This is a genomic window from Achromobacter spanius (assembly GCF_003994415.1).
Classification (GTDB): domain Bacteria; phylum Pseudomonadota; class Gammaproteobacteria; order Burkholderiales; family Burkholderiaceae_B; genus Achromobacter; species Achromobacter spanius_C.
The window spans coordinates 3,129,527-3,154,401 of the sequence record NZ_CP034689.1; the positions used below are offsets into that span (position 1 = coordinate 3,129,527).

The window sequence follows — 24,875 nt, forward strand, 5'->3', positions numbered from 1 at the left end:
GGCTCCTATCAGCCTTCGTGGGCGTTGAACATGGACTTGGCGTAGATGATGCCCAGGCCATAGGCGCCGCCGAACTGCTTGGCGATGCCGGTGGTCATGTCGTAGGTGTCGGTGCGGGCCCAGTCGCGCTGCATTTCCAGCAGGTACTGCAAGGCGGTGATCGGCTGGCCGCCGGCTTGCACGATGCGCTCGACGGCGCGGTTATGGGCTTCCAGCGACACGTCGCCGCAAGCGTCGGTGATGACATACACCTCAAAGCCCTGGTCCAGCGCCGACAGGGCCGGGCCGACGATGCACACGCTGGTCCACAGGCCGGCCAGCACAATTCGCTTCTTGCCGATTTCATTGACCTGCTTGATGACGGCTTCGTCTTCCCAGGTGTTCATGGACGTGCGGTCCAGCAGCGCCTGGCCGGGGAACGGGGCGGTGACTTCGGTGAACATCGGGCCGGAAAAGCTCTTTTCGGCAACCGTGGTCAGGATGGTGGACGCGCCGAAACCGGCGGCGGCGTGGGCGACCAAGCCGGCGTTGTTGCGCAGCGTGATGGCATCGATGGAGTGGGTGGCGAACGCCATCTGCGACTGGAAGTCGATCATGATGAGCGTGTGGTCCTTGGGGGACAGCAGCTTGGCGCCGGGCTTGGCGTAGGCGGTGACGGACATGGGGGCTCCTTGGGATGCCGTGGGTGGAAATCCGAACATTCCGAGAAATTCCGGAAGACGCCCGCACTGTGCCTGTCCCTGCTATCGGTGTATTGAACGATTGTCAGCCGCTTTGAAGAATGGGATGGTGGCCGCCGGGCAGCGGACGGGTCGGCAGATGCGCCCGGCATGTGCCACAACAGGGCATATCCCGACGCATCCGGCGCACCGCATTGGTGCGTCTTGGGCGCCTGAAGGGATACCAGCCGTTACCTAGCGGGGTCGCGTCGCAATGCCGTAACCCGGCGCGCGCAAGCTGGCTGCCTGGCACGCATGTTGCTTGTTTTTCTTGATGGCGTTGCCGAATCGATGTGTGGAGACTTTCATGAAGCATCTCATCAAGCACGTGACCCGCTACCGCTATCCCGCCCCGGTCAACTACAGCATCCAGACCTTGCGGCTGACGCCCCGGCGCGACGACCATCAGCACGCGCTGCGCTGGCAGATTCAGACGCCGGGCGAGATCCAGCCGCAGGTGGACGCCTACGGCAACGTGACCCACACCTTGACGCTGCACCGCACCCACAGCGAAATCGAAATCCATGCGGTGGGGCAGGTAGACATCCACCCGTTGGCCCAAGGCCATGTGGGCGACGAAGACGAACGCCTGCCGGTGTACATCTATGGCGTGCCCACGGCCTTGACGCAGTGCGACGATAGCGTCCGCGATTTTTGCCGCCGCGTGGTGCCGGGCGGCGTGCATGTGCCGCAAGACGTGCTGACCCTGGCGGGCGCGATCCGCGAACGGGTCGCCTACCAGCCCGGCTTGGGCAGCGCGCCCATGACAGCCCCCGAAACGCTCGCGGCCCGGCGCGGCGGCAGCCATGACCAAACCCATCTGCTGCTGGCTTGCGTGCGCGCCTTCGGCACGCCGGCCCGCTTTGTCAGCGGGTATTGGCACGAAGCGGGCGACGACGCGGCCAGCCATGGCTGGGCCGACGTCTGGCTGGCCGGGCACGGCTGGGTCAGTGTGGACGTCAGCCATGCCACGTTCGCGTCCGACGGCCATTGCCGCCTGGCGGTCGCGCGCGACTACGAATCGGCCTCGCCCGTGCGCTGGCTGCATGGCGTGGCGGCCACGCTGTCGATGAATGTATCGGTGCAGGTACAGACCAGCCACTGAGGATTGGCGTACCCTGCACGAATGGCGTGACATTCCGCAAGCAAGGCGTGACCCCCCCCAAGAATTTCGGCAGTACAGTCGATCCGGAGAAGGCTTTGACTATCCACGTAGCGCTCAAGCACGTCACGCAATACAACTATGACCGCCTGGTCAGCCTGTCGGCCCAGGTGCTGCGGCTACGGCCCGCGCCGCACAGCCGCACGCCGATCCTGTCGTACTCGCTGACGGTGGAACCCGCCGAGCATTTCCTGAACTGGCAGCAGGACCCGTTCGCCAACTATCTGGCGCGCCTGAATTTTCCGGGCAAGACGCGCGAATTCAAGATCACCGTAGACCTGGTCGCCGAGATGGCGGTCTACAACCCGTTCGACTTCTTCCTGGAACCCGACGCCGAGGAATTCCCCTTCACCTATGACGATGTGCTGGCCCGCGAACTGGCGCCGTACCGCGTTTGCGACGAGGCCACGCCGCTGTTCGCGGAATTCCTGTCGCGGGTGGACGTGCGCGAGCAACGCACGGTGGATTTTCTGGTGGCTCTGAACCAGCAGGTGCACAAGGAAATCAGCTACCTGATCCGCATGGAGCCCGGCGTGCAGACGCCGGAAGAAACGCTGGCGCGCTGCGCCGGGTCGTGCCGCGATTCCGGCTGGCTGCTGGTGCAGGCCCTGCGCCATCTGGGGCTGGCGGCGCGCTTTGTGTCGGGTTACCTGATCCAGTTGAAACCCGACGTGCGCGCGCTGGACGGCCCCAGCGGCGCGCAAACCGACTTTACCGATCTGCATGCCTGGTGCGAGGTCTATCTGCCCGGCGCCGGTTGGATCGGCCTGGATCCCACGTCTGGCCTGCTGGCGGGCGAAGGCCATATTCCGCTGGCAGCCACCCCCGAACCGGGCAGCGCGGCGCCGGTGACGGGCGCGGTCGACAAGGCCGAGGTGGAATTCGTGCACACCATGTCGGTCACGCGCGTGTTTGAATCGCCGCGCGTCACCAAGCCGTACAGCGACGAGCAATGGCAGGCCATTCTGGACCTGGGCGACAAGATCGACGACCACCTGGACCACATGGACGTGCGCCTGACCATGGGTGGCGAACCCACCTTCGTGTCGGTCGCCGACCGCGACGGCGCCGAATGGAATACCGCCGCGCTCGGCCCCACCAAGCGCGGCTTTGCCCTGGAACTGCTGAACCGCCTGCGCACCCGCTACGGCGGCAACGGCTTTGTGCATGCCGGGCAGGGCAAGTGGTATCCGGGCGAGCAATTGCCGCGCTGGGCACTGTCGATCTTCTGGCGCGCCGATGGCGAGCCCTGCTGGGGCGACCCGGCGCTGTTCGCCGACGAGCGTCAGCGCAGCAGCTACACCGTGGCGGACGCGCAGCGTTTCATCACGCGCCTTGCCGAGCGCCTGGAAGTGGATGCGCGCCACATCGTGCCGGGCTACGAAGACGTCTTCTACTACCTGTGGCGCGAACGCCGCTTGCCCGCCAACGTGGACCCCTTTGATTCGCGGCTGGACGACGAAATGGAACGCGCGCGCCTGCGCCGCGTGTTCGAACAGAAGCTGGACAGCGTGGTCGGCTACGCCTTGCCGATCCAGGCGGGCGAGGGCGGGCCATGGGTGTCCGGCCCCTGGTTCCTGCGCGATGAACGCATGTATCTGTTCCCGGGCGATTCGCCGATGGGCCTGCGCCTGCCGCTGGACTCGCTGCCCTGGACGGCCGAGGCCGATGCGCCCGTGGTGGCGGATCGGGATCCCTTTGACGCGCGGCGTTCGTTGCCTGGGCCGGCGCAGTTGCTGGCGCAGAACCCGCGCGCCACGGTGGGGGCGGGATCGGGATCGGGGACGGGCGGGGCAGCAGGGGTGGGATCTGGCACAGGACCCGGGGCAGGACCGGGGTCCGCACCAAACCCGGACGCCACCCGCGCGCCCGCCAAGTTTGAATCGGCCTCGTGGCTGGCCCGCACCGCCATGTGCGTGGAGCCGCGCAATGGCCTGCTTTTTGTCTTCATGCCGCCGCTGCCGCGTCTGGAAGACTATCTGGCGCTGGTGGCGCAGGTGGAAGCCACTGCGCGTGACCTGAAGGTGAAGATCGTGCTGGAAGGCTATCCGCCGCCGCGCGACCCCCGTTTGAAGATGCTTCAGGTCACGCCTGACCCCGGCGTCATCGAAGTCAACATCCACCCCGCCAGCAACTGGGCCGACCTGGTCGACCACACCGAATTCCTGTACGAGGCCGCGTTCGAGACACGGCTGTCCACCGAAAAGTTCATGGCCGACGGGCGTCACACCGGCACGGGCGGCGGCAATCACTTCGTGCTGGGCGGCGCCACGCCGGCCGACAGCCCATTCCTGCGCCGCCCCGACGTGCTGGCCAGCCTGCTGGCGTACTGGGTCAACCATCCGTCCTTGTCGTACTTGTTTTCGGGCTTGTTCATCGGCCCCACCAGCCAGGCGCCGCGCATCGACGAAGCGCGCAACGACCAGGTGTACGAGCTTGAACTGGCGTTTCAGGAAATCCATCGGCGCTGCGCGGAGCAGGGCGCCCAGGTGCCGCCCTGGATGATCGACCGCGCGCTGCGCAACATCCTGGTGGACGTCACGGGCAACACGCACCGGTCAGAATTCTGCATTGACAAGCTCTATTCCCCTGACAGCGCGACGGGCCGACTGGGCCTGCTGGAACTGCGCGCCTTTGAAATGCCGCCGCATGCGCGCATGAGCCTGGCGCAGCAACTGTTGCTGCGCGGCCTGATCGCCCACTTCTGGAAGACCCCGTACACCGCGCGCCTGACGCGCTGGGGCACCGAGCTGCACGACCGGTTTCTGTTGCCGACCTTTGTGAAGATGGATTTCGAGGACGTGCTGGCTGACCTGAACGAAGCCGGCTACGCCTTTGACACCGCCTGGTTTGCCCCGCATTTCGAATTCCGCTTTCCGCTGTTTGGCGACGTGGCCGCGCGTGGCATCCACCTGGAACTGCGTGGCGCGCTGGAACCCTGGCACGTGATGGGCGAAGAGGGCTCGTCGGCCGGCACGGTGCGCTACGTGGATTCGTCGCTGGAACGGGTGGAAATCCGGGTATCGGGCTTGAACGACAACCGCTATGTTGTGACGGTCAACGGGCGCGCGCTGCCTTTGCAACCGACGGGGCGCGTGGGCGAATACGTGGCGGGCGTGCGCTACAAGGCCTGGGCGCCGCCATCCGCGCTGCATCCCACCATTCCGGTGCATGTGCCGCTGACGGTGGATATTGTGGACACCTGGAACCAGCGTTCCCTGGGAGGGTGCCGCTACCATGTGGCGCATCCGGGCGGGCTGAACCCGGAAACGTTCCCCATCAACGCCTACGAGGCCGAGAGCCGGCGCCTGGCCCGCTTTGAAAAAATTGGCCACACGCCGGGGCGCATGGACGTGGCGCCTGCCCAGGTCAGCCGCGAGTTTCCGTTCTCGCTGGATTTAAGGCACGATTGACCCCTTCTGGATGTTGAACCCGGCGCACCGGTCGCCCTCTGATTCCCCATGCCGCAATTTCTTTTTCAGACCGATCCGTCGCAGGATGTCGCATCCCTGGCGGTTCATGCGGCGCTGCCCGCACGGCCGGGCCACTATGACGAACTGCGCGCGCCGGCAGAGGCGTCGGGCGCCGTCGCGTCGGGCGCCACCCGGCTGCGCGAACCCTGGCCCCGTTTCTTCGAGCTATTGGGCACCAACGGCTTTGCCGACCTGGACCGGCGCGTTGACGTGGTGGCCCGGCAGATCCGCGAAAACGGCATCACCTACAACATCTACGCCGACGCCAACGGCTCGGCCCGGCCCTGGTCGCTGGACCTGCTGCCTTTCGTCATCAACGACACCGACTGGTCGGTTATCGAACAGGGGCTGCGCCAACGCGCCACCTTGCTGAACCGCATCTTGGGCGACGTCTATGGGCCGCAAACCCTGCTGGCCGACAAGCTGATTCCGCCCGCGCTGGTGTTCGGCCATCCCGGTTACCTGCGCCCCTTGCGCGGCTATCTGCCGCCGGGCGGCACCTATCTGCACATTGCCGCCTTCGACCTGGCGCGCGCCAGCGACGGCAACTGGTGGGTGGTGTCGCAACGCACGCAGGCGCCGTCCGGGCTGGGCTATCTGCTGGAAAACCGCCTGACCATTTCCGGCATGTTCCCCGAGGCCTTCAAGGAACTGCGCGTGCAGCATCTGGCGACCAGCTATCGCCGGCTGATGGACATGCTGTACAAGTTGAGCCCGGGCGGGTCGTCGGCCCAAGCCTTGCCGCACACTCCACCGCGCATCGTCCTGCTGACGCCCGGCCCCTACAACGAAACCTATTTCGAACAGACCTATCTGGCGCGCTACCTGGGTATTACGTTGGTGGAAGGCGGCGACCTGGTCGTGCGCGACCAGATGCTGTACCTGAAAACGCTGCACGGCCTGGAGCGCGTACACGCCGTGCTGCGCCGGCTGGATGACGATTTCTGCGACCCGCTTGAGCTGCGCTCGGACTCCACGCTAGGGGCGCCGGGCCTGCTGCAAGTCATGCGCGCGGGCAACGTGCTGGTGGCGAACTCGTTGGGCACGAGCTTTCTGGAATCCCCCGCCATCAACGGTTTCCTGCCCGCCATCAGTCGCCACCTGTTTGATGCCGACCTGTTGCTGCCGTCGCTGCCGTCGTGGTGGTGCGGGGAAGCGGCCGCGCGCGAACAGGTGCTGGCCAACCTGCCGGGCACGGTGGTCAAGTCCACCTATCCCAACAATATGCGGGGCGGCTTCGAACCCGTGATCGGGGGCGCCGTGCCGCCGTCCGAACATGCCGCGCTGCAAGCCCGCATCGCCGACCACCCCGACGCCTACACCATCCAGCAATACCTGCCGCTGTCGCAAGCACCCAGTTGGTCCGCCGGCCACATCGTGCCGCGCGCGGCCATGCTGCGCGTGTTCGTCATCGCGGACGGCGAGGGCGGTTGGAATGTGCTGCCAGGCGGGCTGACCCGCATCGCCAGCCGAGAAAAGCAGATCGTGTCCATGCAGCGCGGCGGCAGCAGCATGGACACCTGGGTCACCACCCGGGGCGCGGTGGATACATTTTCGATGCTGCCCGTGCAACTGCGGCCCGAAGAGCTGGTGCCGGCGAGCCGCCCGGTATCCAGCCGCGCCGCCGAAAACCTGTTCTGGATGGGGCGCTATACCGAACGCGCGGAGAACGACGTGCGCCTGGCCACGGTGGCGCTGACCTGGTTGAACAGCGACGAAGACAATGCCGGCGAACTGTTTGCCGCCGTCGATGCCTTGTGCCAGCGCAGCGGCCTGGTGCCGGCCGCGCCCACCTTGTCGGTGCGCATGTTTGAAGCCACGTTGGTGGCCGAACTGGCGGGCGGCCCGACGCAAGGCGGCGTGGCGCGCAACCTGGGCGCCTTGGCATTCGCCGCGGGCCAGATCCGCGACCGCCTGTCGCCCGAGCACTGGCGGCTGGTTGTGACGGCGCACGAAGGCTTCATGCGCATGGCGTCCGGCGGCAAGGGCGGCGAACCCGGGGTGCCGGAGTCGGGGTCGGGGTCGGACACGCCGCCGATGTCCGCGCCGGACGTGCTGCGCGGATTGAAAAGCCTGGGCATGCAGCTATCGGCCATCACCGGCTCGCAAACCGACCGCATGACGCGCGACGATGGCTGGCGCCTGCTGACAATCGGCCGGCAGATTGAACGCCTGTCCGCCATGGCCGGTCTGCTGGGCGCGCTGTTTCGCCAGAATGCGGTGCTGGGCGATAGCGGCTTCAACATGCTGCTGGACCTATTCGATAGCAAGATCACCTACCGCGCGTATTATCCGGGCCGCCAGGAAGTGCCGGCGCTGCTGAACCTGCTGGTGCAGGAACCCGCCAACCCGCGGTCGCTCGCCTGCGTGCTGAACGTGCTGCGCAAAGAGGTGGCGCGCCTGCCCGATACGGTGGCGGGCCCCGCCACGGACCTGGTCCGCCTGTTGCCCGAAGACGGCGTGGGCGTGACATTGGCGGAGCTGTGTGGACAGCACCAAAGCCAAAGCCAAAGCCAAAGCCAATACGGCGGCGTGCTGGCGCTGACCGCACAACTTGAGGACGCCGCCAGTGCGCTGTCCAACGCCATCAGCCTGCGCTACTTCAGCCACGCAGCCGGCCATGACCAGACGCTTAGCGCGTAATTTACCGGCCCCGTACCCATGAATTCTTCGACTTCCTACCTGGATGCACCCGCCGACGCCCCGGAGGTGGCCGTGGAGGCGACCCAAGGGATGACCCTGGGCGTGGACCACGAAACCGCTTACCGCTACGCCGCGCCCGTGGAGTTGGCGCATCACCTGGGTTATTTACGCCCGCTGAACGACGCCTGCCAGGTGGTCGACTCCTACACGCTAAGCGTCACGCCAGCACCGCCCTCCATTACCGAGGCCGTGGACGGCTTTGGCAATACGCGCTGCCTCTTCGCCCTGTACGCCCCGCATGACGCGCTGACCGTGCGCGCCACCAGCCGCGTCACCGTTTACCCGCGTTTTGGCGCGCTGGACCCCACGGCCGGCTTGCCGTGGGAAGACGCGGCACGGCGCTTGCGGTACGACCCCGCCTTGCCGTTTGCGCCGGAAGCGGAATTCAGCTTTCCCTCCACCTACGTGCCGCTGCATGCCGAGCTTCGGGCATACGCCTTGCTGTCATTCATGCCGGGGCGGCCCGTGGCCGAAGCCGCGCTGGACTTGATGCACCGTATCCACGCCGACTTCAGCTACCAGCCGGCGCATACGCAGGTATCCACGCCCATTCTTGACGTCTTTCACGAGCGCGTCGGGGTGTGCCAGGATTTTGCGCATCTGATGATCGGCTGCCTGCGCGCCATCGGCTTGCCGGCGCGCTATGTCAGCGGGTATCTGATGTCGCAGCCGCCACCCGGCCAGCCGCGCCTGATCGGGGCAGATGCCTCGCATGCGTGGGTGTCGGTGCATTGCGCGGGGGTGGACGTCAATGGCGGCTGGATCGACCTGGACCCCACCAACGACGTGGTGCCGGGCACGGCGCATGTGGTGCTGGCTTACGGCCGCGATTACGCCGACGTGACGCCCCTGCGGGGTGTCATCCGAGGCGGCGGCCATGAATTGGATGTGCGCGTGACCGTCGCGCCCATAGACGAGTTTCCGACTGGAATGGATGCATGACCTACTTCTTCGACGCGATCCACCGCCAACTGCGCGCCCCGAAACGCGCACGCGTGCGGCATGCGCGGGCGAAGGCCTTTCAGTGCGTGTGCGGGCAGCCCATTTTTTTCAGCAACACGGAATGCCTGAACTGCCATCGCCAACTGGGCTTTGACCCCAAGCGCGGGCACGTGGTGGCGCTGGACGTGGAGCCGGCCAGCGGCATCCTGCGTGAATCGGGCAAGGTGCGTGGCAGGACTTACAAACGCTGCGCCAATTTCGCCATGCCGGCCCTGTGCAACTGGCTGCTGCCCGCCCAATCGGCCGACACGCTGTGCCTGGCCTGTAGCTTGAACCACACCATTCCTGACCTGTCGGTGCCCGAAAACGGCCCGCTATGGTGCAAGGTGGAAGCGGCAAAGCGCCAGATGATCGCGCAGGTGCTGATGTTGGGTCTGCCCATCCGGCGCTCGGAAACGCCCGATGACGGCGGCCTGGCCTTTGACCTGCTGGCGCCCGGCGCCGAGGGCGCGCCCTTGCTGACCGGGCACGCGCACGGGCTGATCACCATCAACATCCAGGAAGCCGACGACGCCTACCGGGTGAAGGTGCGCGAAGACATGCGCGAGCCGTACCGCACCCTGCTAGGCCACTTCCGCCACGAAATCGGCCACTACTATTGGGACCAGCGCATTGCCGGCGGCCCGTGGCTGGAGCCGTTTCGCCAGGTGTTCGGCGACGAACAGGCCGACTACGCCCAGGCGCTGCAACGCAACTACGAACAAGGCCCCCCCGCCGACTGGGCGCTGCACTACATCAGCACCTATGCGTCCTGCCACCCCTGGGAAGACTGGGCCGAAACCTGGGCCCACTACCTGCACATGATGGATACGCTGGACACCGCCATCAGCTTCGGCATCACGCGGACGACGGTCGAGCAGTCCTACGAACCCTTCACCAAGGACGCGCTATACGACCCGGACGACCCGGAAGGGCAGGCGTTCCTGGACCTGGTCAACGCCTGGGTCGCCTTGACCGGCGTGCTGAACGAACTGGCCCGCAGCATGGGGCAACGGGATTTCTATCCATTCGTGCTGCCGGCGCAGGTGATCGGGAAGTTGCAGTTCGTGCATCGAGTGGTGAAGGGGGCTTAGCGCGCTGAAACAGCGGGAGAATGAACCGGCAAAGAAACCGGCAAGAAATTTCGTACAATCACCGAATTAATTAAATATATTGCTTATTTATCAATTTGATAAATGCAATAATAATCGGCAAAAAAACCGGCAAAAGAACCGGAAAATGCTCGGGCCAAATGTACGATTCTCCGCATCAATTCTTGCCCCTCCAGCCCGCCGAAGCCACATCCGTGCGGCTGCTGGAACGCGCTCGCGCGATCGTTCACCAATCGGTAGAACTCGGGGCGCTGGCGCATCCCGCCACGCGCGACGCCTTGCGCGATCTATTGCGCAACATGAATTCCTACTACAGCAACCGGATCGAAGGCCAAAGCACCACGCCCCGCAACATCGAAGCCGCCTTGCATCAGGAATTTTCAGACCGGCCCGAGGTGGCGCAATTGCAGCGCATTGCCGTGGCGCATATCCAGGCTGAAAAAGCCATGTCTCGCCTGGCCGATACCCAGGGCGCGCTGGGCGCTGACTTTGCCACCGCCGCGCATGGCGCCTTGTACAGCCATCTGGACGCCCGCGACAGAACCACCCAGGACGGCTACGTGGTGCAGCCTGCCGCGTTGCGCACGATCGATGTCACGGTAGGCCGCCACCATCCTCCCGCCTGGCAATCATTGCCGCAATTCCTGGCGGCATTCACCCAGCACTATGACCGCCCCAGGCCCGCCGACGCGCAGCTGATCGCCATCGCCTGCGCGCACCATCGCATGGCGTGGATGCATCCGTTTGCCGATGGCAATGGCCGCGCGTCGCGCTTACAGACCCATGCCGCCATGTTGCCGATCACGCAGGGGCTTTGGTCCGTCAACCGTGGCCTGGCGCGCAGCGTGAACGACTACTACGGCTATCTGGCGTGCGCGGACGCGCCGCGCCAGGGTGACCTGGACGGCCGCGGCAACCTGAGCGAAAAGGGCCTGGTGCAGTGGGTTGAATACTTTCTGGACGTTTGTGAAGATCAGGTGGCCTACATGACGCGCATGCTGGCCTTGGATTCGATGAAAACGAAGATCCATGCCGCCGTGCAGGTGGAAGCCGCGCACGGCCGCTTGCGGGCCGAGGCGGCCTTACCCATCTACTTTTTGTTTGCCGCAGGCCCCGTCAGCCGAGGCGAGTTTATTCAGATGACGGGGCTGGGCGAACGCACGGGGCGATCGTTGTTGGCGGCGGCATTGAAAAGTGGATTGGTGGCATCCGATACCCCGCGCGGCCCCGTGCGCTTTGCCTTCGCCCTGGATGCATTGCCTTTGCTGCTGCCATCGCTGTACGGAGGGGTGGACGATGTTGAGGGATGAAGGGTGGATGATTGGGATAGAAGAAGCCAAGCTCAACGTGCTCCGCGACGCCGCCGACAAGGGATGGGCTGACATCGCCGCAGGGCGCTTTACCGATGTCACAGACGATCAGCTCGAAAGTTTCATCGAACAGCTTGGGGCGCAGGCTGCCGCCAGGGTAAACATGAGGAAGTAATGTGGGTCTATCGGCTATCCAATCGGCCGAGTGCTGCACGATGTGATGGACTTGGCTCAGCACCTGGATTCTCGAAGATCGTGGTTTTAGCTTGCCCTTGGGCGGAATCACCTACCCGCTTGGCGGTGATTCTGCCCAAGGGCGTGAGCCATGACACGATTACACGGTCAAGCTGATCCAGGTGGTCTTCAGGTCCGAATATTTATCCAGCGCGTGCAGCGACTTATCGCGCCCGGAGCCCGATTGCTTGACGCCGCCGAACGGCACCGTGATGTCGCCGTCCGCATAGCAATTCACCCACACCAGCCCCGCGCGCAGGCGGCGCGACAAGCGATGCGCGCGTGACAGGTTGGCCGTCCACAGCCCGGCGCCCAGGCCGTACACCGAATCGTTGGCCAACTGGATCGCCTCGTCTTCGGTGCTGAAGCGCTGCGCGGCCAACACCGGTCCGAAGATTTCTTCGCGTACCAAGGCGGAATCCTGGTGGGCGCAATCGAAGATGGTGGGTTCGATGTAGTAGCCGCCCGACGCGCTGCGTGCTTGCTTGCCGCCGATGCGCAAGGTGGCGCCTTCGGATTGGCCGGCGGCGATGCGGGCCAGCACGCCTTGCATCTGGCGTTCGTCCACCATGGCGCCCATGGCGGTGGCGGGGTCCAGCGGGTCGCCGGGTTGCAGCGTGGCGGCGTAGGCGGCCACTTTTTCCATGAAGGCGTCGTAGATGCCGTCCTGCACGTACAGGCGCGAACCCGCGATGCAGACTTCGCCCTGGTTCGAAAAGATGGCCAGCGCGGCGGCTTGCGCGGCGCGGTCCAGGTCGGGGCAGTCGTCAAACACGATGTGGGGCGACTTGCCGCCGCATTCCAGCCACACGCGCTTCAGATTGGATTCGCCGGAATAGGTCATGAAGCGTTTGCCCGTGGCGGTCGAGCCCGTGAAGGCCACGCAATCCACATCCGGGTGACGGCCCAGCGCCTGGCCCGCCACCGCGCCCAAGCCGGGCACCACGCTGAAGACGCCCGCGGGGATGCCGGCTTCTTCGGCCAGCGCCGCCAGTCGGATGGCGGACAGCGACGCCTGTTCGGCCGGCTTCAAGATGACGCTGTTACCCGCGGCCAAGGCGGGCGCCACTTTCCAGGCCGCCATCATCAGCGGGTAGTTCCACGGCACCACGGCCGCCACCACGCCCAGCGCTTCGCGGGTGATGGTGGCCAGCGCGTCGGGGCCGGTCGGCGCGATCTCGTCGTAGATCTTGTCGATGGCTTCGGCGTACCAGGCGTAGCAGCGGGCGGTTTCCGGTACGTCGAATGCCAGCGCGTCGCGGATGGGCTTGCCCATGTCCAGCGTTTCCAGCAGCGCCAGTTCTTCGGTGTGCTGGTCGATCAGGGCGGCCAGGCGCAGCAGGCGTTCCTTGCGTTGGCGCGGCGCCAGCTGGCTCCATACGCCAGCTTCAAAGGCGCGGCGGGCGGCGGCCACGGCGCGGTCCACGTCGGCTTGGCCGCAAGCGGCCACGTCGGCCAGCTTGCGGCCGTCGATGGGGCTGGATGCCGGGAATGTGGCGCCGTCGGCGGCGTCGCAGTAGGCGCCGTCGATATAGGCTTGGCCCTTGAAGGTCAGCGCGGCGGCGCGGGCTTGCCAGTAAGCGTGATCGTGTTGGCTCATACGGGGTCTCCGGTGTGGTTGGCGCGGGCGACCATGGCGTCCAGCAGCACGTTGCAGCCGGCTTCCAGGTCAGCGGGTTTGGCGTCTTCGATTTCGTTGTGGCTCACGCCGTCCTTGCAGGGCACGAAGATCATGGCGGTGGGTGTGACGCTGGCCATGTAGACGGCGTCGTGGCCCGCGCCGGTGACGATGTCCATCGCGGCCAGGCCGCGCCGCGTGGCGCCGTCGCGTACCTTGGCGACCAGGTCCGGGTCGAAGGGGGTGGGCGGGAAATACTGCACCTGCTTCACGTCCACGGTAACGCCGTGGCGTTCGGCCACGTCGGTGCAGGCGGCCAGCCAGCGCGCATCCATCTGCGTCAGCGTGGCTTCGTCTTCATGACGCAGATCCACCGTGAAACGGACCTGGCCGGGGATGACGTTGCGCGAACCTGGGTGCGCATGGATTTCGCCGACCGTGCCGCGTCCGTGCGGCTGGTTGTCGTTGGCGATGCCAATCACCGCCTGCAACAGGAAGGTGGCGGCGTAGAGCGCGTCGCGGCGGATGGGCATGGGCGTGGGGCCGGCATGCATTTCCATGCCGGTGATGACCACGTCGTACCAGCGCACGCCCAGCGACCCCGTCACCACGCCAACCACTTTTTCTTCGTGCTCAAGAATCGGGCCTTGCTCGATGTGCGCCTCGAAGTACGCACCCACCGGCCGTCCGCCAACCGCGTCCGGGCCGGCGTAGCCGATGGCGGCCAGTTCGTCGGCCACGGATTTACCGTCGTGGTCGCGCGCGTTCAGCGCGACTTCCAGCGGGAACTTGCCGGCGAATACGCCCGAGCCCATCATCACCGGCAGAAAGCGCGAGCCTTCTTCATTGGTCCAGATGGCCACTTCCAGCGGGGCTTCGGTGACGACGCCATGGTCGTTCAGGCTGCGCATGACTTCCAGCCCCGCCAGCACGCCGTAGCAGCCGTCGAACTTGCCGCCGGTGGGCTGGGTGTCGATGTGGCTGCCGGTCATGACGGGCGGCAGGTTGTTGTTGCGGCCGGCGCGGCGGGCAAAGATATTGCCCACCTGGTCCACGCGCAGCGTCATGCCCACATCGCGCATCCAGCCGGTGACCAGATCGCGGCCCTGGCCGTCCAGCGCGGTCAGCGCCAGCCGGCAGTTGCCGCCCTTGGGCGTGGCGCCGATCTGCGCCAGGTCCATCAGCGACTGCCACAGCCGCTGTCCGTTGATTGAAATCGTGCTTGTCATGGAGTCAGGTCCTGTCAGAGGCCGTTATGTTGATGGCTGGCGATACGGGCCTGCGCAGCTTCGCGGATGCCCATCAGCGTTTCGCCCGGCGCGATGCCGTTGGCGTCGTAGCGGATTTCCAGCAGCGCGGGAAGATTGTTTTGCCGCGCAAACGCCAGCGCGCGTTCAAACGCCGGGCCGAAGTCGGCGGTGTTCTCCACGGCTTCGCCATGGCCGCCGTAACCCCGGATAATCTGCGTGAAGTCGGGGTTTTCAAAGCCCAGCGCAATCGCGCGCGCGGGAAATTCGCGTTCCTGATGCGCGCGGATGGTGCCCCAGATGCCGTTGTTGAACACCAGCACCACCACGCCCAGCTTGTACTGCAAGGCCACGCCCAGTTCCTGCATGTTCATCTGAAAGCAGCCGTCGCCCGCGTAGCAGACCACGTCGCGCTGGCGGTCTTCCAGCTTGGCGGAAATGGCGGCGGGCAGGCCGTAGCCCATCGACCCCACGGTGGGTGTCAGGCTGGTGCCCGGGCCGGCATAGCGCCGGTAGCGGTGCGGATACAGCGCGTAGTTGCCCGCGCCCACGGTCACGCAGGCGTCTGCGGGCAGGTGCGCGTCCACATAGGCGGCGGCCGCGTCCAGGCTCATTGCGCCGGGCGAGGGCAGCGGCGTCAGGCTCTCCACCAGTTGCTGGTGCGCGATGCGCACGGCGTCGCCACGCGGCGTGGCATGGCCGGGCGCCAGGTCCGCCACGCTGGCGGCAAAGCTGGCCACGTCCGCCACGATGGCCTGCGTGGGTGAGAACACGCGGCCCAGTTCGGCGGCGTCGGGGTAGACGTGTATCAGCTTCTGGCGCGGCAGCGGGCTTTCAATGACGGTATAGCCTTCGGTGGTGGCTTCGCCCAGGCGCGTGCCCAAGGCCAGCACCAGGTCGGCGTCCTTCAAGCGCTGGCGCAGGTCGGGCGTCATCGCCCAGCCGACGTGGCCGGCGGCGTTGGGGTGGCGCTGGTCAAAACACTCCAGGCGGCGCCACGCGGTGCCCACGGGCAACTCGAAGCGTTCGGCAAAGCCGGCGATCTGGTCGATGGCGGTTTGGTGCCAGCCGTTGCCGCCGAGCAGCAGGAACGGGCGTTCGGCGGCGTTCAGCAAGTCGACCATGCGCGTCAGGTCGGCCGCGCCCGGGTGGCTGTGCACGCGCGGGTAGCGCGGCAGGTCCGCCACGCGGGCGGTGCCCCACAGCGTGTCTTCCGGCAGCGCCAGCACCACCGGTCCAGGCCGGCCGCTGGTCGCCACGGCGAAGGCGCGCGAGATGAATTCGGGGATGCGGTCGGTGCGGTCGATCTGCGCCACCCACTTGGCCATTTGGCCGAACATGCGGCGGTAATCAATTTCCTGAAAGGCTTCGCGTTCCATGAAGTCATTGCCCACCTGGCCCACGAACAGGATCATCGGCGTGGAGTCCTGGTAGGCGGTGTGCACGCCGATGCTGGCGTTGGTGGCGCCCGGGCCGCGCGTCACAAAGCAGATGCCGGGTTCGCCCGTCAGCTTGCCATAGGCCTCGGCCATGTAGGCCGCGCCGCTTTCCTGGCGGCACACAATGGGTTCGATGGCGTCGGTGTGTTCGTTCAGCGCATCGATGCAGGGCAGGTAGCTTTCACCGGGAATCATGAACACGCGGCGCGCGCCATGGATGCGCAACTGCTGCATCAGGATCTGGCCACCATTGCGTTCGGGAAGTGCGGATGACGTCATGCAAGGTCTCCTGGTTGTGGGACGGCCTGCGCGCGGCGCTCGGCGGCCCATCGTTCGAATTGGTCGTGGCGCGCCAACAGGCGGCGCGCGGTGTTGTAGGTGGGCGGGTCGATGCGTTCGGCGTCATGCTGGCCGGCGCGCTGGGCCTCGAAGCGGGCCACGCAGTTGCGCGCGGCGTCTACGTCGGGCGCGCTGGGCGTGAACACCTGGTGGATCAGCGGCACTTGCTCGGCCACCGTCGCGCATTTGGATTTCAGGCCCAGGCGGCGCGCCCAGCGCAAGTCCGCTTCCAGCGCGGGCAGGTCGCGGTAGTTGAACGGGCAGTCGATCGGCACGCAGCCGGCGGCGGTGCAGTCCACCAGAAAGCGGGCGCGCACGGCGTGCAGTTCGATGCCGTCCTTGCCACGTTCGGCGCCCAGGCTGGCCGTCAGGTCTTCGGCGGCCAGCAGGCAGGCGGATACGCGCGGGCTGGCGGTCAGGATGTCATAGGCGCGCACCAGCCCCAGCGCGGATTCCAGCGTCGGCACAATTTCCGTGCTGCCGGCCGGCAGGCCCAGTTCGGCTTCCAGCGTGCTGATGGCCTGGTCCAGCGCGATGATCTGCGCGGCGCTTTCGGCGTGCGGCAGGAACACCGCGTCCGGGGCGCCGGGCATCACGCCGCGCAGGTCGGCCAGACCGTCGTCTTCCAGCTTGTTGATGCGCACGGCAGCCACCACGCCCTGGGCGCGGCAGGTGGCGAACAGCGCGGCGATGCGGGGCCGGGCGGCGGGCCGCTCGACGGGCGCGGTGAACTCTTCCAGGTCGGCCACCAGCGCGTCCGTGCCGCTGGCCAGGCCCGTGGCCTGCGCGGTCGCGTCCATGCCGGGCACAAACATCCAGCTGCGGCGCAGCGCGGGGGGGCGGCGTAGATAAGCGGTCGTTGTCATTGCACGTGCCTCGGCAGGAACAGCACCAGTTCAGGAACAAAGGTCAGCAGCAACATCACGGCGGTCATGGCCAGCATCATCCAGGACAGCGGGCGCAGGGTCTGCATCATGTTGATGCCGCCAATCTTGCAGGCGGCCATCAGGTCCACCCCGACCGGCGGCGTGTTGGCGCCGATGGCCATGTTGATGGACAGCAGAATGCCGAAATGCACCGGGTCGATGTTGTAGTGTGCCAGCACCGGCATCACCACGGGCGCCACGATGATGATGACGGGAATGGCTTCCATGAAGGTGCCCAGCAGCAGCAACACCACCGTCAGCACCAGCAGCACGGCCGTCTTGCTGTCGGTCCATTCCACCAGCAGGGTGGACAGTGCCTGCGGCACCTGTTCGGCCACCAGCACCCAGGCGAACAGGCCCGACGCGCCGATCAGCAGCAAGATGGACGCGCTGCTTTCACCGGTGGACTTCAGGTTGCTCCACAGCGACTTCAGGCTTAGCGAGCGATACCAGAAAAAGCCGATCAGCAAGGCGTAGACGATGGCGCTGGAAGCGGCCTCGGTGGCGGTGAAGATGCCGAAGCGGATGCCGCCGATGATCAGCACGGGCACCATCAGCGCGGGCAGCGCATCAATGGTGGCGGCACGCAGTTCGCCCCAGGAAAACGGCTGGCCACCCGCCCAGTTGTGCTTGCGCGACTGCCAGATGGCAACACCAATCAAGGAGAAGCCCAGCAAAATTCCCGGCACGATGCCGGCCACGAACAGCTTGCCCACCGACGTATCGGTGATGGTGCCGTAGACGATCAGCACGATGCTGGGCGGGATGATGGTGGACGTGGCGCCCGCGCTGCCCACCAGCGCGCAGGAAAAGCCCTTGTCGTAGCCGCTGCGCGCCATGGCGGGCAACAGCAGACTGCCGATGGCGACCACGTCGGCCACGCCCGAGCCGGACAGCGCGCCAAACATCAGGCAGGCCAGTACGGCCACGACCGCCAGGCCGCCCTTGATGTCTCCGACAATGGCGGCGCACAAGCGCACGATGCGCTGCGTCAGGCCCGCGCCGTTCATCAGTTGCGCGGCCAGGATGAACAGCGGAATGGCCAGCAGCGTGAAGCTGTCCAGCCCCACCACGTACTGCTGCGCGGCCACCATCATGGGCGCGGCGTCGTACACGGCCAGGTAGGCCAGGCACGCCAGCACCAGGCCGAATGCAATGGGCATGTCGATCAGCACCGTGATCGTGAACACGCCCATCAGGAAGAGAGCACCCGAAGACATCTTGTTATTCCTTTGCCATGGCGGGGGTGGGCGCGAATAGCTGCGCCAGATGAACCACGATGGTGATGGCGCACGCGAACGGCAATGCCAGGTACACCGTGCCGGCGGACACATCCAGCGCGGGCAGCGTCTGGTCGCCCGTCAGTTCGGCCAACTGCCAGCCGGCATAGCCCAGCACCGCCAGCCCCACGATGACCAGCGCCTGGTTGACGCGTTCAACCACGTTCAGCACGCGCGGGCTGCGCACCATGAAGGGCAGCAGGCCGGCCATGAGATGAGAGCGGTCATGGCTGCACGCCACGCCGCCAATGAAGGCCGACCACACCAGCACCAGGCGCGGCAATTCCTCGGCCCAATGCGGCGTGGTGTGAGTGACGAAGCGCGAGAACACCACGTAAGAGATCAGGATCGCCAGCAAGGCCACCGCCAGGGCGGCGAAGGCCTTGCTGATGCCCGACAGAATGGCGGACAGTCGGTTGAGCATTACTTGGCCTCGCGGTACTTCTGCACCAGCGCCATCAGCTCAGGGCCGTAGGTGACCGAGTAGGTCTTCCACACGGGTTGCACGGCGGCGGCAAAGGCGGCCTTGTCGACCTCGTTGACCTGCATGCCTTTTTCTTTCAATTGCGCCACGAATTGCTGATCGCCGTCGGTGATCATCTTGCGCTGGGCGTCGCGCCACTTGTCGGCGGCGGCCTGCACCACCTTCTTGTCGTCGGCCGAGATGCGGTTCCAGACGGGCTTGGAAATGATCAGGCTGGCCGGACCCCACACATGGCCCGTCAGCGACAGATACTTCTGCACTTCGAAGAACGACGAGGTGTAGATGATGGACAGCGGGTTCTCTTGCGCGTCAAACACCTTTTGCTGCAATGCCGAGTACAGCTCGCCAAAGGCCAGCGGGGCCGGGTTGGCGCCCAGCGCGGTGAAGGTGTCCAGGCGCATCTTGTCGGGCGTGACGCGGGTTTTCAGGCCGGCCAGGTCGGCGGGCTTGGCGATGGGGCCGCGGTTGTTGGTCACGTGGCGGAAACCGTTTTCCCACCAGGAAATGATGGTCAGGTTTTTCTTGTCGGCCAGCTTGGCCAGCGCCGCACCCAGCTCGCCGTCAAAGGCCTTGTAGGCCTGCTGCGACGACGACCACGTGTAGGGCAGTTCCACCACGCCGAACTTCGGTTCAATCGGCTGCAACGAGCCCGACCCGATGATGGCCGCGCCCTGGCTGCCGATCTGCAAGCCTTCCAGCATGGTCTTTTCGTTGCCCAACTGGCCGCTGGGGAACAGCACGAAGTTGACGCGGCCGTCGGTCTTTTCCTTGACCTCGGCGGCAAAGCCTTCGGCGGCCTTGTTCCAGCTATGGCTGGGGGCCAGCACGTGGCCCAGCTTGATGTCCATGGCATGGGCCGATAGCGGCGCAAAGCCGGCCATGGCGACAAGCGCGCCGCCGATCAGGGCGCGAAATGTTTGGGGAGCGTGGGTCATGGGGGTACTCCAGATGCGAAATGAGAAGGTGGGGTGGGTTCAACAGGCGGCGGGGGTGCGGCCCCGCTCAGTAGAATTGCCCCCGCATGGATGCGGGGTGGCCGGGCAGGGGGATACACGTACCGGTATCGGTCAGGCCGTTGTCTCCCACGGCCAGCACCTGCAGGGTTGCGTCCAGAAAATTGCCGACATACAGGTAGCTGCTGTCGGGGCTGAAGGCGATGCCTTCGGGTAAGGCTCCCACCTCGATGGCGCCCGCGCGCGTCACGCGCAAGCCGTTAATGCGCAGCAGCACGATCTGGCCACGCGGGTGGTGAAACCATTCAGATGACGGGTTGTTCGAGCCCTGCACGATGGCGACTGCGGCATGGCGGCCATCGGGGCTGATGGCGATGCCCTCGGGGCCGTCTTCCACCATCAAGCGGTCGATGACGCGCGGCGGCGCGCTTTGAAGATCCACCACGCTGATGGAATCCGCATGGCCGTCGGAGGCCGTCGGGCTGCCCATGTCCACGACCAAGGCCAGCGCGCCGTCGGGCGACACCACCAGGTTGAAGGGCACGAGGCCCGTGGTCAGGTCTTCGGCGGGGTCATGCGTGACGCGCGGCACGGGCCCGGTGTCGTCGATGTGCAGCACGGCCAGCCGGTGCGTGTCGGTCTTGACGGCGAAGGCGCGGCGGCCATCGGCCGAGAACGACACGGCGACAACGGGCGTGCCCAGGTCGACTTCAGCGACAACGTTGACGTGGGCATCGTTGATGCTCAGCACCGATACCGACTTCCCCGCCTTGTTCGCCACCAGCGCCATCGTGCCGGCGCGGTTGATCGACAAGCCGGACGGTTGCAGGCCCACTTGCAGGGTTTGCACGATGGCCGGCGGCGTGGCGGCCAGGTCCACCACGTAAAGATCGCGGCCCGGCGTGGGCTGCCAGCCCTGGCCATCGGCGCGCGCGGGCCATGCCATGGAATCGGCGATCAGGGCCAGCCGCTGGTCGGGCGTCACGGCCAGATTGACGGGCGGGCCGAACAGCGAATTGGGCAGGGGCAGCGTTGCGACATGCACCGGCGCGGCCGGGTTGGCGGCGGCGTCGAAAATGCTGAGCGTGTCGCGGCCGGGCGCCAGGAAGCGAATCTGGCCGTCGTCCCAGGTGACTTTTTCGTCGTTGCCGACCAGCAGGTAATGCGGCGCGGCGCTCATGCGGCAAGCTCCTGCGCGTCGGGCACAGCCAGCGTCGCGCCGATCAATTGCCGGGTGTAGGGATGCTGGGGCGAAAAGTACACCTGATCGGCCGTGCCGCGTTCGACGATGCGGCCGCCTTGCAGCACCACGATGTCATCGGCAATGTGCTGCACCACCGCCAGGTTATGGCTGATGAACAGATAGCCCAGGCCACGGTCGCGCTGCAATTGCATCAGCAGGTTCAAGATTTGCGCCTGCACCGATACGTCCAGCGCGGACGTGGGTTCGTCGCAGATCAGCAGTTGCGGCTCCAGCATCAGGGCGCGCGCAATCGCCACGCGCTGGCGTTGGCCGCCGGACAGTTCGCGCGGATATCGCGCGGCAAAGGCGGGCACCAGACCCACGGCGTCCATCATGCGGCGCACCGATGCCGCCTGAGACGCCGCATTGCCGATGCCATGCACGCGCAGCGGCGCGGTCAGGATTTCATTGATGGTGCGGCGCGGGTTCAGCGACGAATACGGGTCCTGAAACACCATCTGGATGCGGCGGGCGCGGGCGCGCGCCGGCATCGCGGCCAGCGGCTGGCCGTCCAGCAGCGCCTGGCCCTGGGTGGGCGCCAACAGGCCCAGCATGAGCTTGGCGATGGTGGACTTGCCGCTGCCGGATGCCCCGACTAGGCCGATGGTCTGGCCGGCGGGTACGTGCAGGTCGATGTCATGCAGGATGCGCGGCGCGGGGCGGCGCGAGAACAGGCCGGCGCGGCCGTATTGGAAGGACAGCGCGTTCAGGCGGATGCTGGCGGGCGAGGGCGCGGGGTGCGCGGCCGCAACCGCCTTGGAATTCTTGCTGGGATGCATGTTGGCGTTCAGCTTGTCGTTCATGCCGAGACTCCCGCAGTCTTCGTCGCCATCAACGCGCCCGGTTTCACGCACAGGCAACGGTGGCTGCCTTGCATGCGCGACACCAGCGGCTGCGCGCAACGGGCCTCGGCCACCGGGCAGCGTTCACGAAAGGCGCAGCCCCGGATGGCCACGTCCAGCGACGGCACCGCGCCCGCGATGGTGGGCAGGTCAGTGCGCGGGGCGGTGCGGCCCGGCTGGGGTATGCAGTTCAGGAGCATGGCGGTGTAGGGGTGGCTGGGGCGGGTCAGCACCTCTTGCACGGTGCCGCCTTCCACGATGTCGCCGGCGTACATGACGATGACGTGGTCGGCAATGCGCGCGACCAGGCCCATATCGTGCGAGATGAACACCATGCCCAAGCCGAACTCGGCCTGGATGTCGCGCAAGAGGTCCAGCAGTTCGGCCTGCACGGTGACGTCCAGCGCGGTGGTGGGTTCGTCGGCAATCAGCAGTTCGGGGCCGCACATCAGCGCCATGGCGATCATCACGCGCTGGCGCAATCCGCCCGATAGTTCGAACGGATACTGGCGCATGCGTTCTTCGGGGTTGGTGATGCCGACGCGGCGCAGCAGGTATTCGGCGCGCTCGGCGGCTTCGCGACGGCTGACGCGCTTGTGACGGCGCATCACGTCGATCAGCTGCGTGCCTATCTGAAACACCGGGTTCAAGGACGTCATCGGGTCCTGGAAGATCATGGCGATGCGTGCGCCACGCAATTCCGCCAACTGGCGCGCGTTCAGCGTGGACAGGTCCTGCCCGGCGAACTCCAGCCGCGTCATGCGGCGGCGCGCGGCGGCGGGCAGCAGGTCCAGCAAGGCCAGCGCCGTCAACGACTTGCCGCAGCCGGATTCGCCCACGATGCACAGCGTCTTGCCGCGTTCCAGCGTGAAGTCCACCGCGCGCACCACGTGCTTGGTGTGCGTGGCGGTATGGATGTCGATGTGCAGGTTTTCAACCCGCAGCAGGGGATGGGAAGTGGCGGTCATGGCGTCAACCTTTCTTCATCTGGATGGCGCGCAGCGTTTCGCCCGCCCGGTTCACACACAGCACCAGCACGAACAGCACAATGCTGGGGATGACCACCAGCGAGGGCTGGAACAGCATGTTTTCCTTGCCCTCGGCAATCATCAGGCCCAGCGACGGCATCGGCGCCGGCACGCCCAGGCCCAGGAACGACAGCGAGGCTTCCAGCGTGATGGCCATGGCCGCATCCACGGTGCCGATGATGAGCAGGTTGCCCACCAGGTTCGGCAGGATGTCGCGCCAGATGATTTGCAGATGCGTGCAGCCTTGCAAGCGCGAGGCCGTGACGAATTCCGCGTTGCGCAGCCCGGCGGCCATGGTGCGCGCAACCAGCGCGTAGCGTTCCCACAGCAGCAGGCCCAGCACCAGCACCACCACGGTCAGCGACGCGCCCACCACCGACACCACGGCCAGCGCCACCAGAATGATGGGCAAGGCCAGGCGCGCGGTGATCAGGAAGGACACGGCGCGGTCCACCGTGCCGCCGAAGTAGCCGGCGACGACACCCAGCGTGGTGCCGATCAAGCCGCCCATCAGCGCAACGGACAGGCCGATCAAGGCCGACACGCGCACGCCATACAGCGCGCGCGCCAGCACGTCGCGGCCCAACTGGTCGGTGCCCAGGATGTGGTTCCAGTCACCACCTTCGGCCCACACCGGCTCTTGCAGCCGGGCAAGCAGGTCTTGCGTATACGGGTCGTGCGGAATCAGCCAGGGGCCGATCAAGCCGGCCAGCACCACCAGGGCCAGCACGATAAGGCCCACACGTTGGCCGGCGCGCGCCAGGCGGTCGCCGCGCGGCGCGACGGGCAGGGGGGAGGGGATAGCGGTATTCATGAGGCGGCTCGCACGCGGGGGTCCAGCCAACCGTTGATCAGGTCGGCGACGAGAGTCAGGACGATGTAGATCAGCGCAAAGATCAGGATCAGCGCCTGCATCGTGGGAAAGTCGCCGCGTAGGATCGAGGTCCAGGCGAGCAGGCCCGCGCCGTTGATGGCGAAGACGGTTTCAATGACGACGGAGCCCGCCAGCAAGGTGCCCATCTGCGCGGCCGCCAGCGACACGAGCGGGCGCAGCGCATTGCGCAGCGCGTACTTCAGCACCACGCTGGGGCCGCCCAGACCCATGGCGCGGGCCGTGCGGATGTAGTCGGTGGCCAGCACGGTTTCCATCTCGGATTTCATCAGGCGCAGCATGGCGGGCATGGCGAAGAGCCCCAGCGCCACCACCGGCATTACGTAGTGCTTCCAGGTGTCAAAGCCCGAGGCGGGCAGCCATTGGTTGCGCACGCTGAACACGATGATCAACAGGAAGGCCAGGCAGAACGGCGGCATGGCTTGCGCGCAGGCCGACAGCAGCATGGTGGCGCGGTCGGCCAGCGAACCCTTGCGCATGCCGGCCAGCACGCCCAGCGGAATGGCAAGCAGCAGCGCGAAGGCCATGGCGGCCAGGCCCAGCTTGGCGGTGGCGGGAAAATGCTGGCTGAGCAGTTCGGCCACGGGGCGGCTGAAGTACAGGCTGTCGCCGAAATCGCCGCGCACTACGCCTGTCAGCCAGCGGCCGTACTGCAGCAGGATGGGGTCGTCAAAGCCGTGCTGTACCGACAGGCGGGCGGCATCCGCCGCGCTGCCTTCGCCGGCCAGACGGGCGGCCGGGTTGCCGGACGCAAACACCAGCGAAAAGCTGATCAGCGACACGAACACCACCAGCAGGGCGGCCACCAGCAAACGGCGAAACAGGAATGCAATCATGGGTCAACCTTTATGGGCTTGCGTCGGCGCGCGTCGACGTGCAGCGGCGCGCGC

Annotated in this window: 20 protein-coding genes; 7 read left to right on the forward strand and 13 right to left on the reverse strand. The window is 66.3% G+C overall.

Features of this window, described 5'->3' with window-relative positions; translation table 11 throughout:
- Positions 1-8: 8 nt before the first annotated feature.
- Positions 9-662, reverse strand: coding sequence for a hydrolase (locus tag ELS24_RS14420; RefSeq protein WP_050444884.1), 654 nt, complete (start codon positions 660-662; stop codon positions 9-11).
- Between the two features lie 364 nt (positions 663-1,026).
- Between ELS24_RS14420 and ELS24_RS14425 the strand changes: the two genes are divergently transcribed.
- The 7 genes from ELS24_RS14425 to ELS24_RS30935 all read left to right on the forward strand — a co-directional run bounded on the left by ELS24_RS14425 (position 1,027) and on the right by ELS24_RS30935 (position 11,635).
- The gene (locus ELS24_RS14425; RefSeq protein WP_050444883.1) at positions 1,027-1,824 is read left to right on the forward strand and encodes a transglutaminase family protein; all 798 of its coding nucleotides are present in this window, start codon (positions 1,027-1,029) and stop codon (positions 1,822-1,824) included.
- 95 nt (positions 1,825-1,919) lie between these two features.
- Positions 1,920-5,294, forward strand: a complete 3,375-nt coding sequence (locus ELS24_RS14430; protein ID WP_127184513.1) for a DUF2126 domain-containing protein — start codon at positions 1,920-1,922, stop codon at positions 5,292-5,294.
- A 48-nt stretch (positions 5,295-5,342) separates the two neighbouring features.
- The gene (locus ELS24_RS14435; RefSeq protein WP_127184514.1) at positions 5,343-7,997 is read left to right on the forward strand and encodes a circularly permuted type 2 ATP-grasp protein; all 2,655 of its coding nucleotides are present in this window, start codon (positions 5,343-5,345) and stop codon (positions 7,995-7,997) included.
- 18 nt (positions 7,998-8,015) lie between these two features.
- Entirely contained in the window at positions 8,016-8,999 is a 984-nt protein-coding gene (locus ELS24_RS14440; protein WP_127184515.1) for a transglutaminase family protein, read from the forward strand.
- A complete protein-coding gene (locus ELS24_RS14445) occupies positions 8,996-10,132 on the forward strand; it encodes a zinc-binding metallopeptidase family protein (RefSeq protein ID WP_127184516.1) in 1,137 nt (378 codons plus the stop codon). Before ELS24_RS14440 ends, ELS24_RS14445 begins: the two co-directional genes overlap by 4 nt.
- Before the next feature lie 182 nt (positions 10,133-10,314).
- Positions 10,315-11,460 (forward strand): Fic family protein, encoded by a 1,146-nt coding sequence (locus ELS24_RS14450; protein WP_240669520.1) that lies wholly within the window; start codon positions 10,315-10,317, stop codon positions 11,458-11,460.
- Positions 11,461-11,467: 7 nt separating this feature from the next.
- A complete protein-coding gene (locus tag ELS24_RS30935; RefSeq protein ID WP_164741255.1) occupies positions 11,468-11,635 on the forward strand; it encodes a hypothetical protein in 168 nt (55 codons plus the stop codon).
- 159 nt (positions 11,636-11,794) lie between these two features.
- Here the strand turns inward: ELS24_RS30935 and ELS24_RS14455 are convergent, their stop codons facing one another.
- The 12 genes from ELS24_RS14455 to ELS24_RS14510 all read right to left on the reverse strand — a co-directional run bounded on the left by ELS24_RS14455 (position 11,795) and on the right by ELS24_RS14510 (position 24,821).
- Positions 11,795-13,294 (reverse strand): aldehyde dehydrogenase, encoded by a 1,500-nt coding sequence (locus tag ELS24_RS14455; protein WP_127184518.1) that lies wholly within the window; start codon positions 13,292-13,294, stop codon positions 11,795-11,797.
- Entirely contained in the window at positions 13,291-14,541 is a 1,251-nt protein-coding gene (locus tag ELS24_RS14460; protein ID WP_127184519.1) for a Zn-dependent hydrolase, read from the reverse strand. Before ELS24_RS14460 ends, ELS24_RS14455 begins: the two co-directional genes overlap by 4 nt.
- A 14-nt stretch (positions 14,542-14,555) precedes the next feature.
- Entirely contained in the window at positions 14,556-16,277 is a 1,722-nt protein-coding gene (locus tag ELS24_RS14465; RefSeq protein ID WP_127184520.1) for a thiamine pyrophosphate-binding protein, read from the reverse strand.
- A complete protein-coding gene (locus ELS24_RS14470) occupies positions 16,274-17,203 on the reverse strand; it encodes an HpcH/HpaI aldolase/citrate lyase family protein (RefSeq protein WP_127184521.1) in 930 nt (309 codons plus the stop codon). The genes ELS24_RS14465 and ELS24_RS14470 overlap by 4 nt, the downstream gene beginning before the upstream one ends.
- Positions 17,200-18,483: a TRAP transporter large permease gene (locus ELS24_RS14475; RefSeq protein WP_050444873.1), complete on the reverse strand. Its 1,284-nt coding sequence runs from the start codon at positions 18,481-18,483 to the stop codon at positions 17,200-17,202. The genes ELS24_RS14470 and ELS24_RS14475 overlap by 4 nt, the downstream gene beginning before the upstream one ends.
- Positions 18,484-18,487: 4 nt before the next feature.
- On the reverse strand, positions 18,488-18,967 hold the full coding sequence (locus ELS24_RS14480; RefSeq protein WP_127184522.1) for a TRAP transporter small permease: 480 nt from the start codon (positions 18,965-18,967) through the stop codon (positions 18,488-18,490).
- Positions 18,967-19,908 (reverse strand): DctP family TRAP transporter solute-binding subunit, encoded by a 942-nt coding sequence (locus ELS24_RS14485; protein WP_404976350.1) that lies wholly within the window; start codon positions 19,906-19,908, stop codon positions 18,967-18,969. The genes ELS24_RS14480 and ELS24_RS14485 overlap by 1 nt, the downstream gene beginning before the upstream one ends.
- 121 nt (positions 19,909-20,029) lie before the next feature.
- Positions 20,030-21,160 (reverse strand): YncE family protein, encoded by a 1,131-nt coding sequence (locus ELS24_RS14490; protein WP_127184524.1) that lies wholly within the window; start codon positions 21,158-21,160, stop codon positions 20,030-20,032.
- Positions 21,157-22,026, reverse strand: a complete 870-nt coding sequence (locus ELS24_RS14495) for an ATP-binding cassette domain-containing protein (RefSeq protein ID WP_240669521.1) — start codon at positions 22,024-22,026, stop codon at positions 21,157-21,159. The genes ELS24_RS14490 and ELS24_RS14495 overlap by 4 nt, the downstream gene beginning before the upstream one ends.
- Complete coding sequence (locus ELS24_RS14500; protein WP_050444869.1) at positions 22,023-23,033, reverse strand: ABC transporter ATP-binding protein; 1,011 nt, start codon at positions 23,031-23,033, stop codon at positions 22,023-22,025. Before ELS24_RS14500 ends, ELS24_RS14495 begins: the two co-directional genes overlap by 4 nt.
- A 4-nt stretch (positions 23,034-23,037) precedes the next feature.
- Positions 23,038-23,907, reverse strand: a complete 870-nt coding sequence (locus ELS24_RS14505) for an ABC transporter permease (RefSeq protein WP_127184525.1) — start codon at positions 23,905-23,907, stop codon at positions 23,038-23,040.
- The gene (locus ELS24_RS14510) at positions 23,904-24,821 is read right to left on the reverse strand and encodes an ABC transporter permease (RefSeq protein WP_127184526.1); all 918 of its coding nucleotides are present in this window, start codon (positions 24,819-24,821) and stop codon (positions 23,904-23,906) included. The genes ELS24_RS14505 and ELS24_RS14510 overlap by 4 nt, the downstream gene beginning before the upstream one ends.
- Between the last annotated feature and the right edge of the window lie 54 nt (positions 24,822-24,875).

Excerpts from the sequence above, each read along its gene's own strand:
- ELS24_RS14500 (WP_050444869.1), bottom strand. The coding sequence starts at position 23,033 with ATGACCGCCACTTCCCATCCCCTGCTGCGGGTTGAAAACCTGCACATC.
- ELS24_RS14435 (WP_127184514.1), top strand. The coding sequence starts at position 5,343 with ATGCCGCAATTTCTTTTTCAGACCGATCCGTCGCAGGATGTCGCATCC.
- ELS24_RS14460 (WP_127184519.1), bottom strand. The coding sequence starts at position 14,541 with ATGACAAGCACGATTTCAATCAACGGACAGCGGCTGTGGCAGTCGCTG.
- ELS24_RS14485 (WP_404976350.1), bottom strand. The coding sequence starts at position 19,908 with ATGGCCGGCTTTGCGCCGCTATCGGCCCATGCCATGGACATCAAGCTG.
- ELS24_RS14480 (WP_127184522.1), bottom strand. The coding sequence starts at position 18,967 with ATGCTCAACCGACTGTCCGCCATTCTGTCGGGCATCAGCAAGGCCTTC.
- ELS24_RS14445 (WP_127184516.1), top strand. The coding sequence starts at position 8,996 with ATGACCTACTTCTTCGACGCGATCCACCGCCAACTGCGCGCCCCGAAA.
- ELS24_RS14425 (WP_050444883.1), top strand. The coding sequence starts at position 1,027 with ATGAAGCATCTCATCAAGCACGTGACCCGCTACCGCTATCCCGCCCCG.
- ELS24_RS14495 (WP_240669521.1), bottom strand. The coding sequence starts at position 22,026 with ATGAACGACAAGCTGAACGCCAACATGCATCCCAGCAAGAATTCCAAG.
- ELS24_RS14490 (WP_127184524.1), bottom strand. The coding sequence starts at position 21,160 with ATGAGCGCCGCGCCGCATTACCTGCTGGTCGGCAACGACGAAAAAGTC.
- ELS24_RS14440 (WP_127184515.1), top strand. The coding sequence starts at position 8,016 with ATGAATTCTTCGACTTCCTACCTGGATGCACCCGCCGACGCCCCGGAG.
- ELS24_RS14465 (WP_127184520.1), bottom strand. The coding sequence starts at position 16,277 with ATGACGTCATCCGCACTTCCCGAACGCAATGGTGGCCAGATCCTGATG.
- ELS24_RS14475 (WP_050444873.1), bottom strand. The coding sequence starts at position 18,483 with ATGTCTTCGGGTGCTCTCTTCCTGATGGGCGTGTTCACGATCACGGTG.
- ELS24_RS14455 (WP_127184518.1), bottom strand. The coding sequence starts at position 13,294 with ATGAGCCAACACGATCACGCTTACTGGCAAGCCCGCGCCGCCGCGCTG.
- ELS24_RS30935 (WP_164741255.1), top strand. The coding sequence starts at position 11,468 with ATGATTGGGATAGAAGAAGCCAAGCTCAACGTGCTCCGCGACGCCGCC.
- ELS24_RS14510 (WP_127184526.1), bottom strand. The coding sequence starts at position 24,821 with ATGATTGCATTCCTGTTTCGCCGTTTGCTGGTGGCCGCCCTGCTGGTG.
- ELS24_RS14470 (WP_127184521.1), bottom strand. The coding sequence starts at position 17,203 with ATGACAACGACCGCTTATCTACGCCGCCCCCCCGCGCTGCGCCGCAGC.
- ELS24_RS14420 (WP_050444884.1), bottom strand. The coding sequence starts at position 662 with ATGTCCGTCACCGCCTACGCCAAGCCCGGCGCCAAGCTGCTGTCCCCC.
- ELS24_RS14505 (WP_127184525.1), bottom strand. The coding sequence starts at position 23,907 with ATGAATACCGCTATCCCCTCCCCCCTGCCCGTCGCGCCGCGCGGCGAC.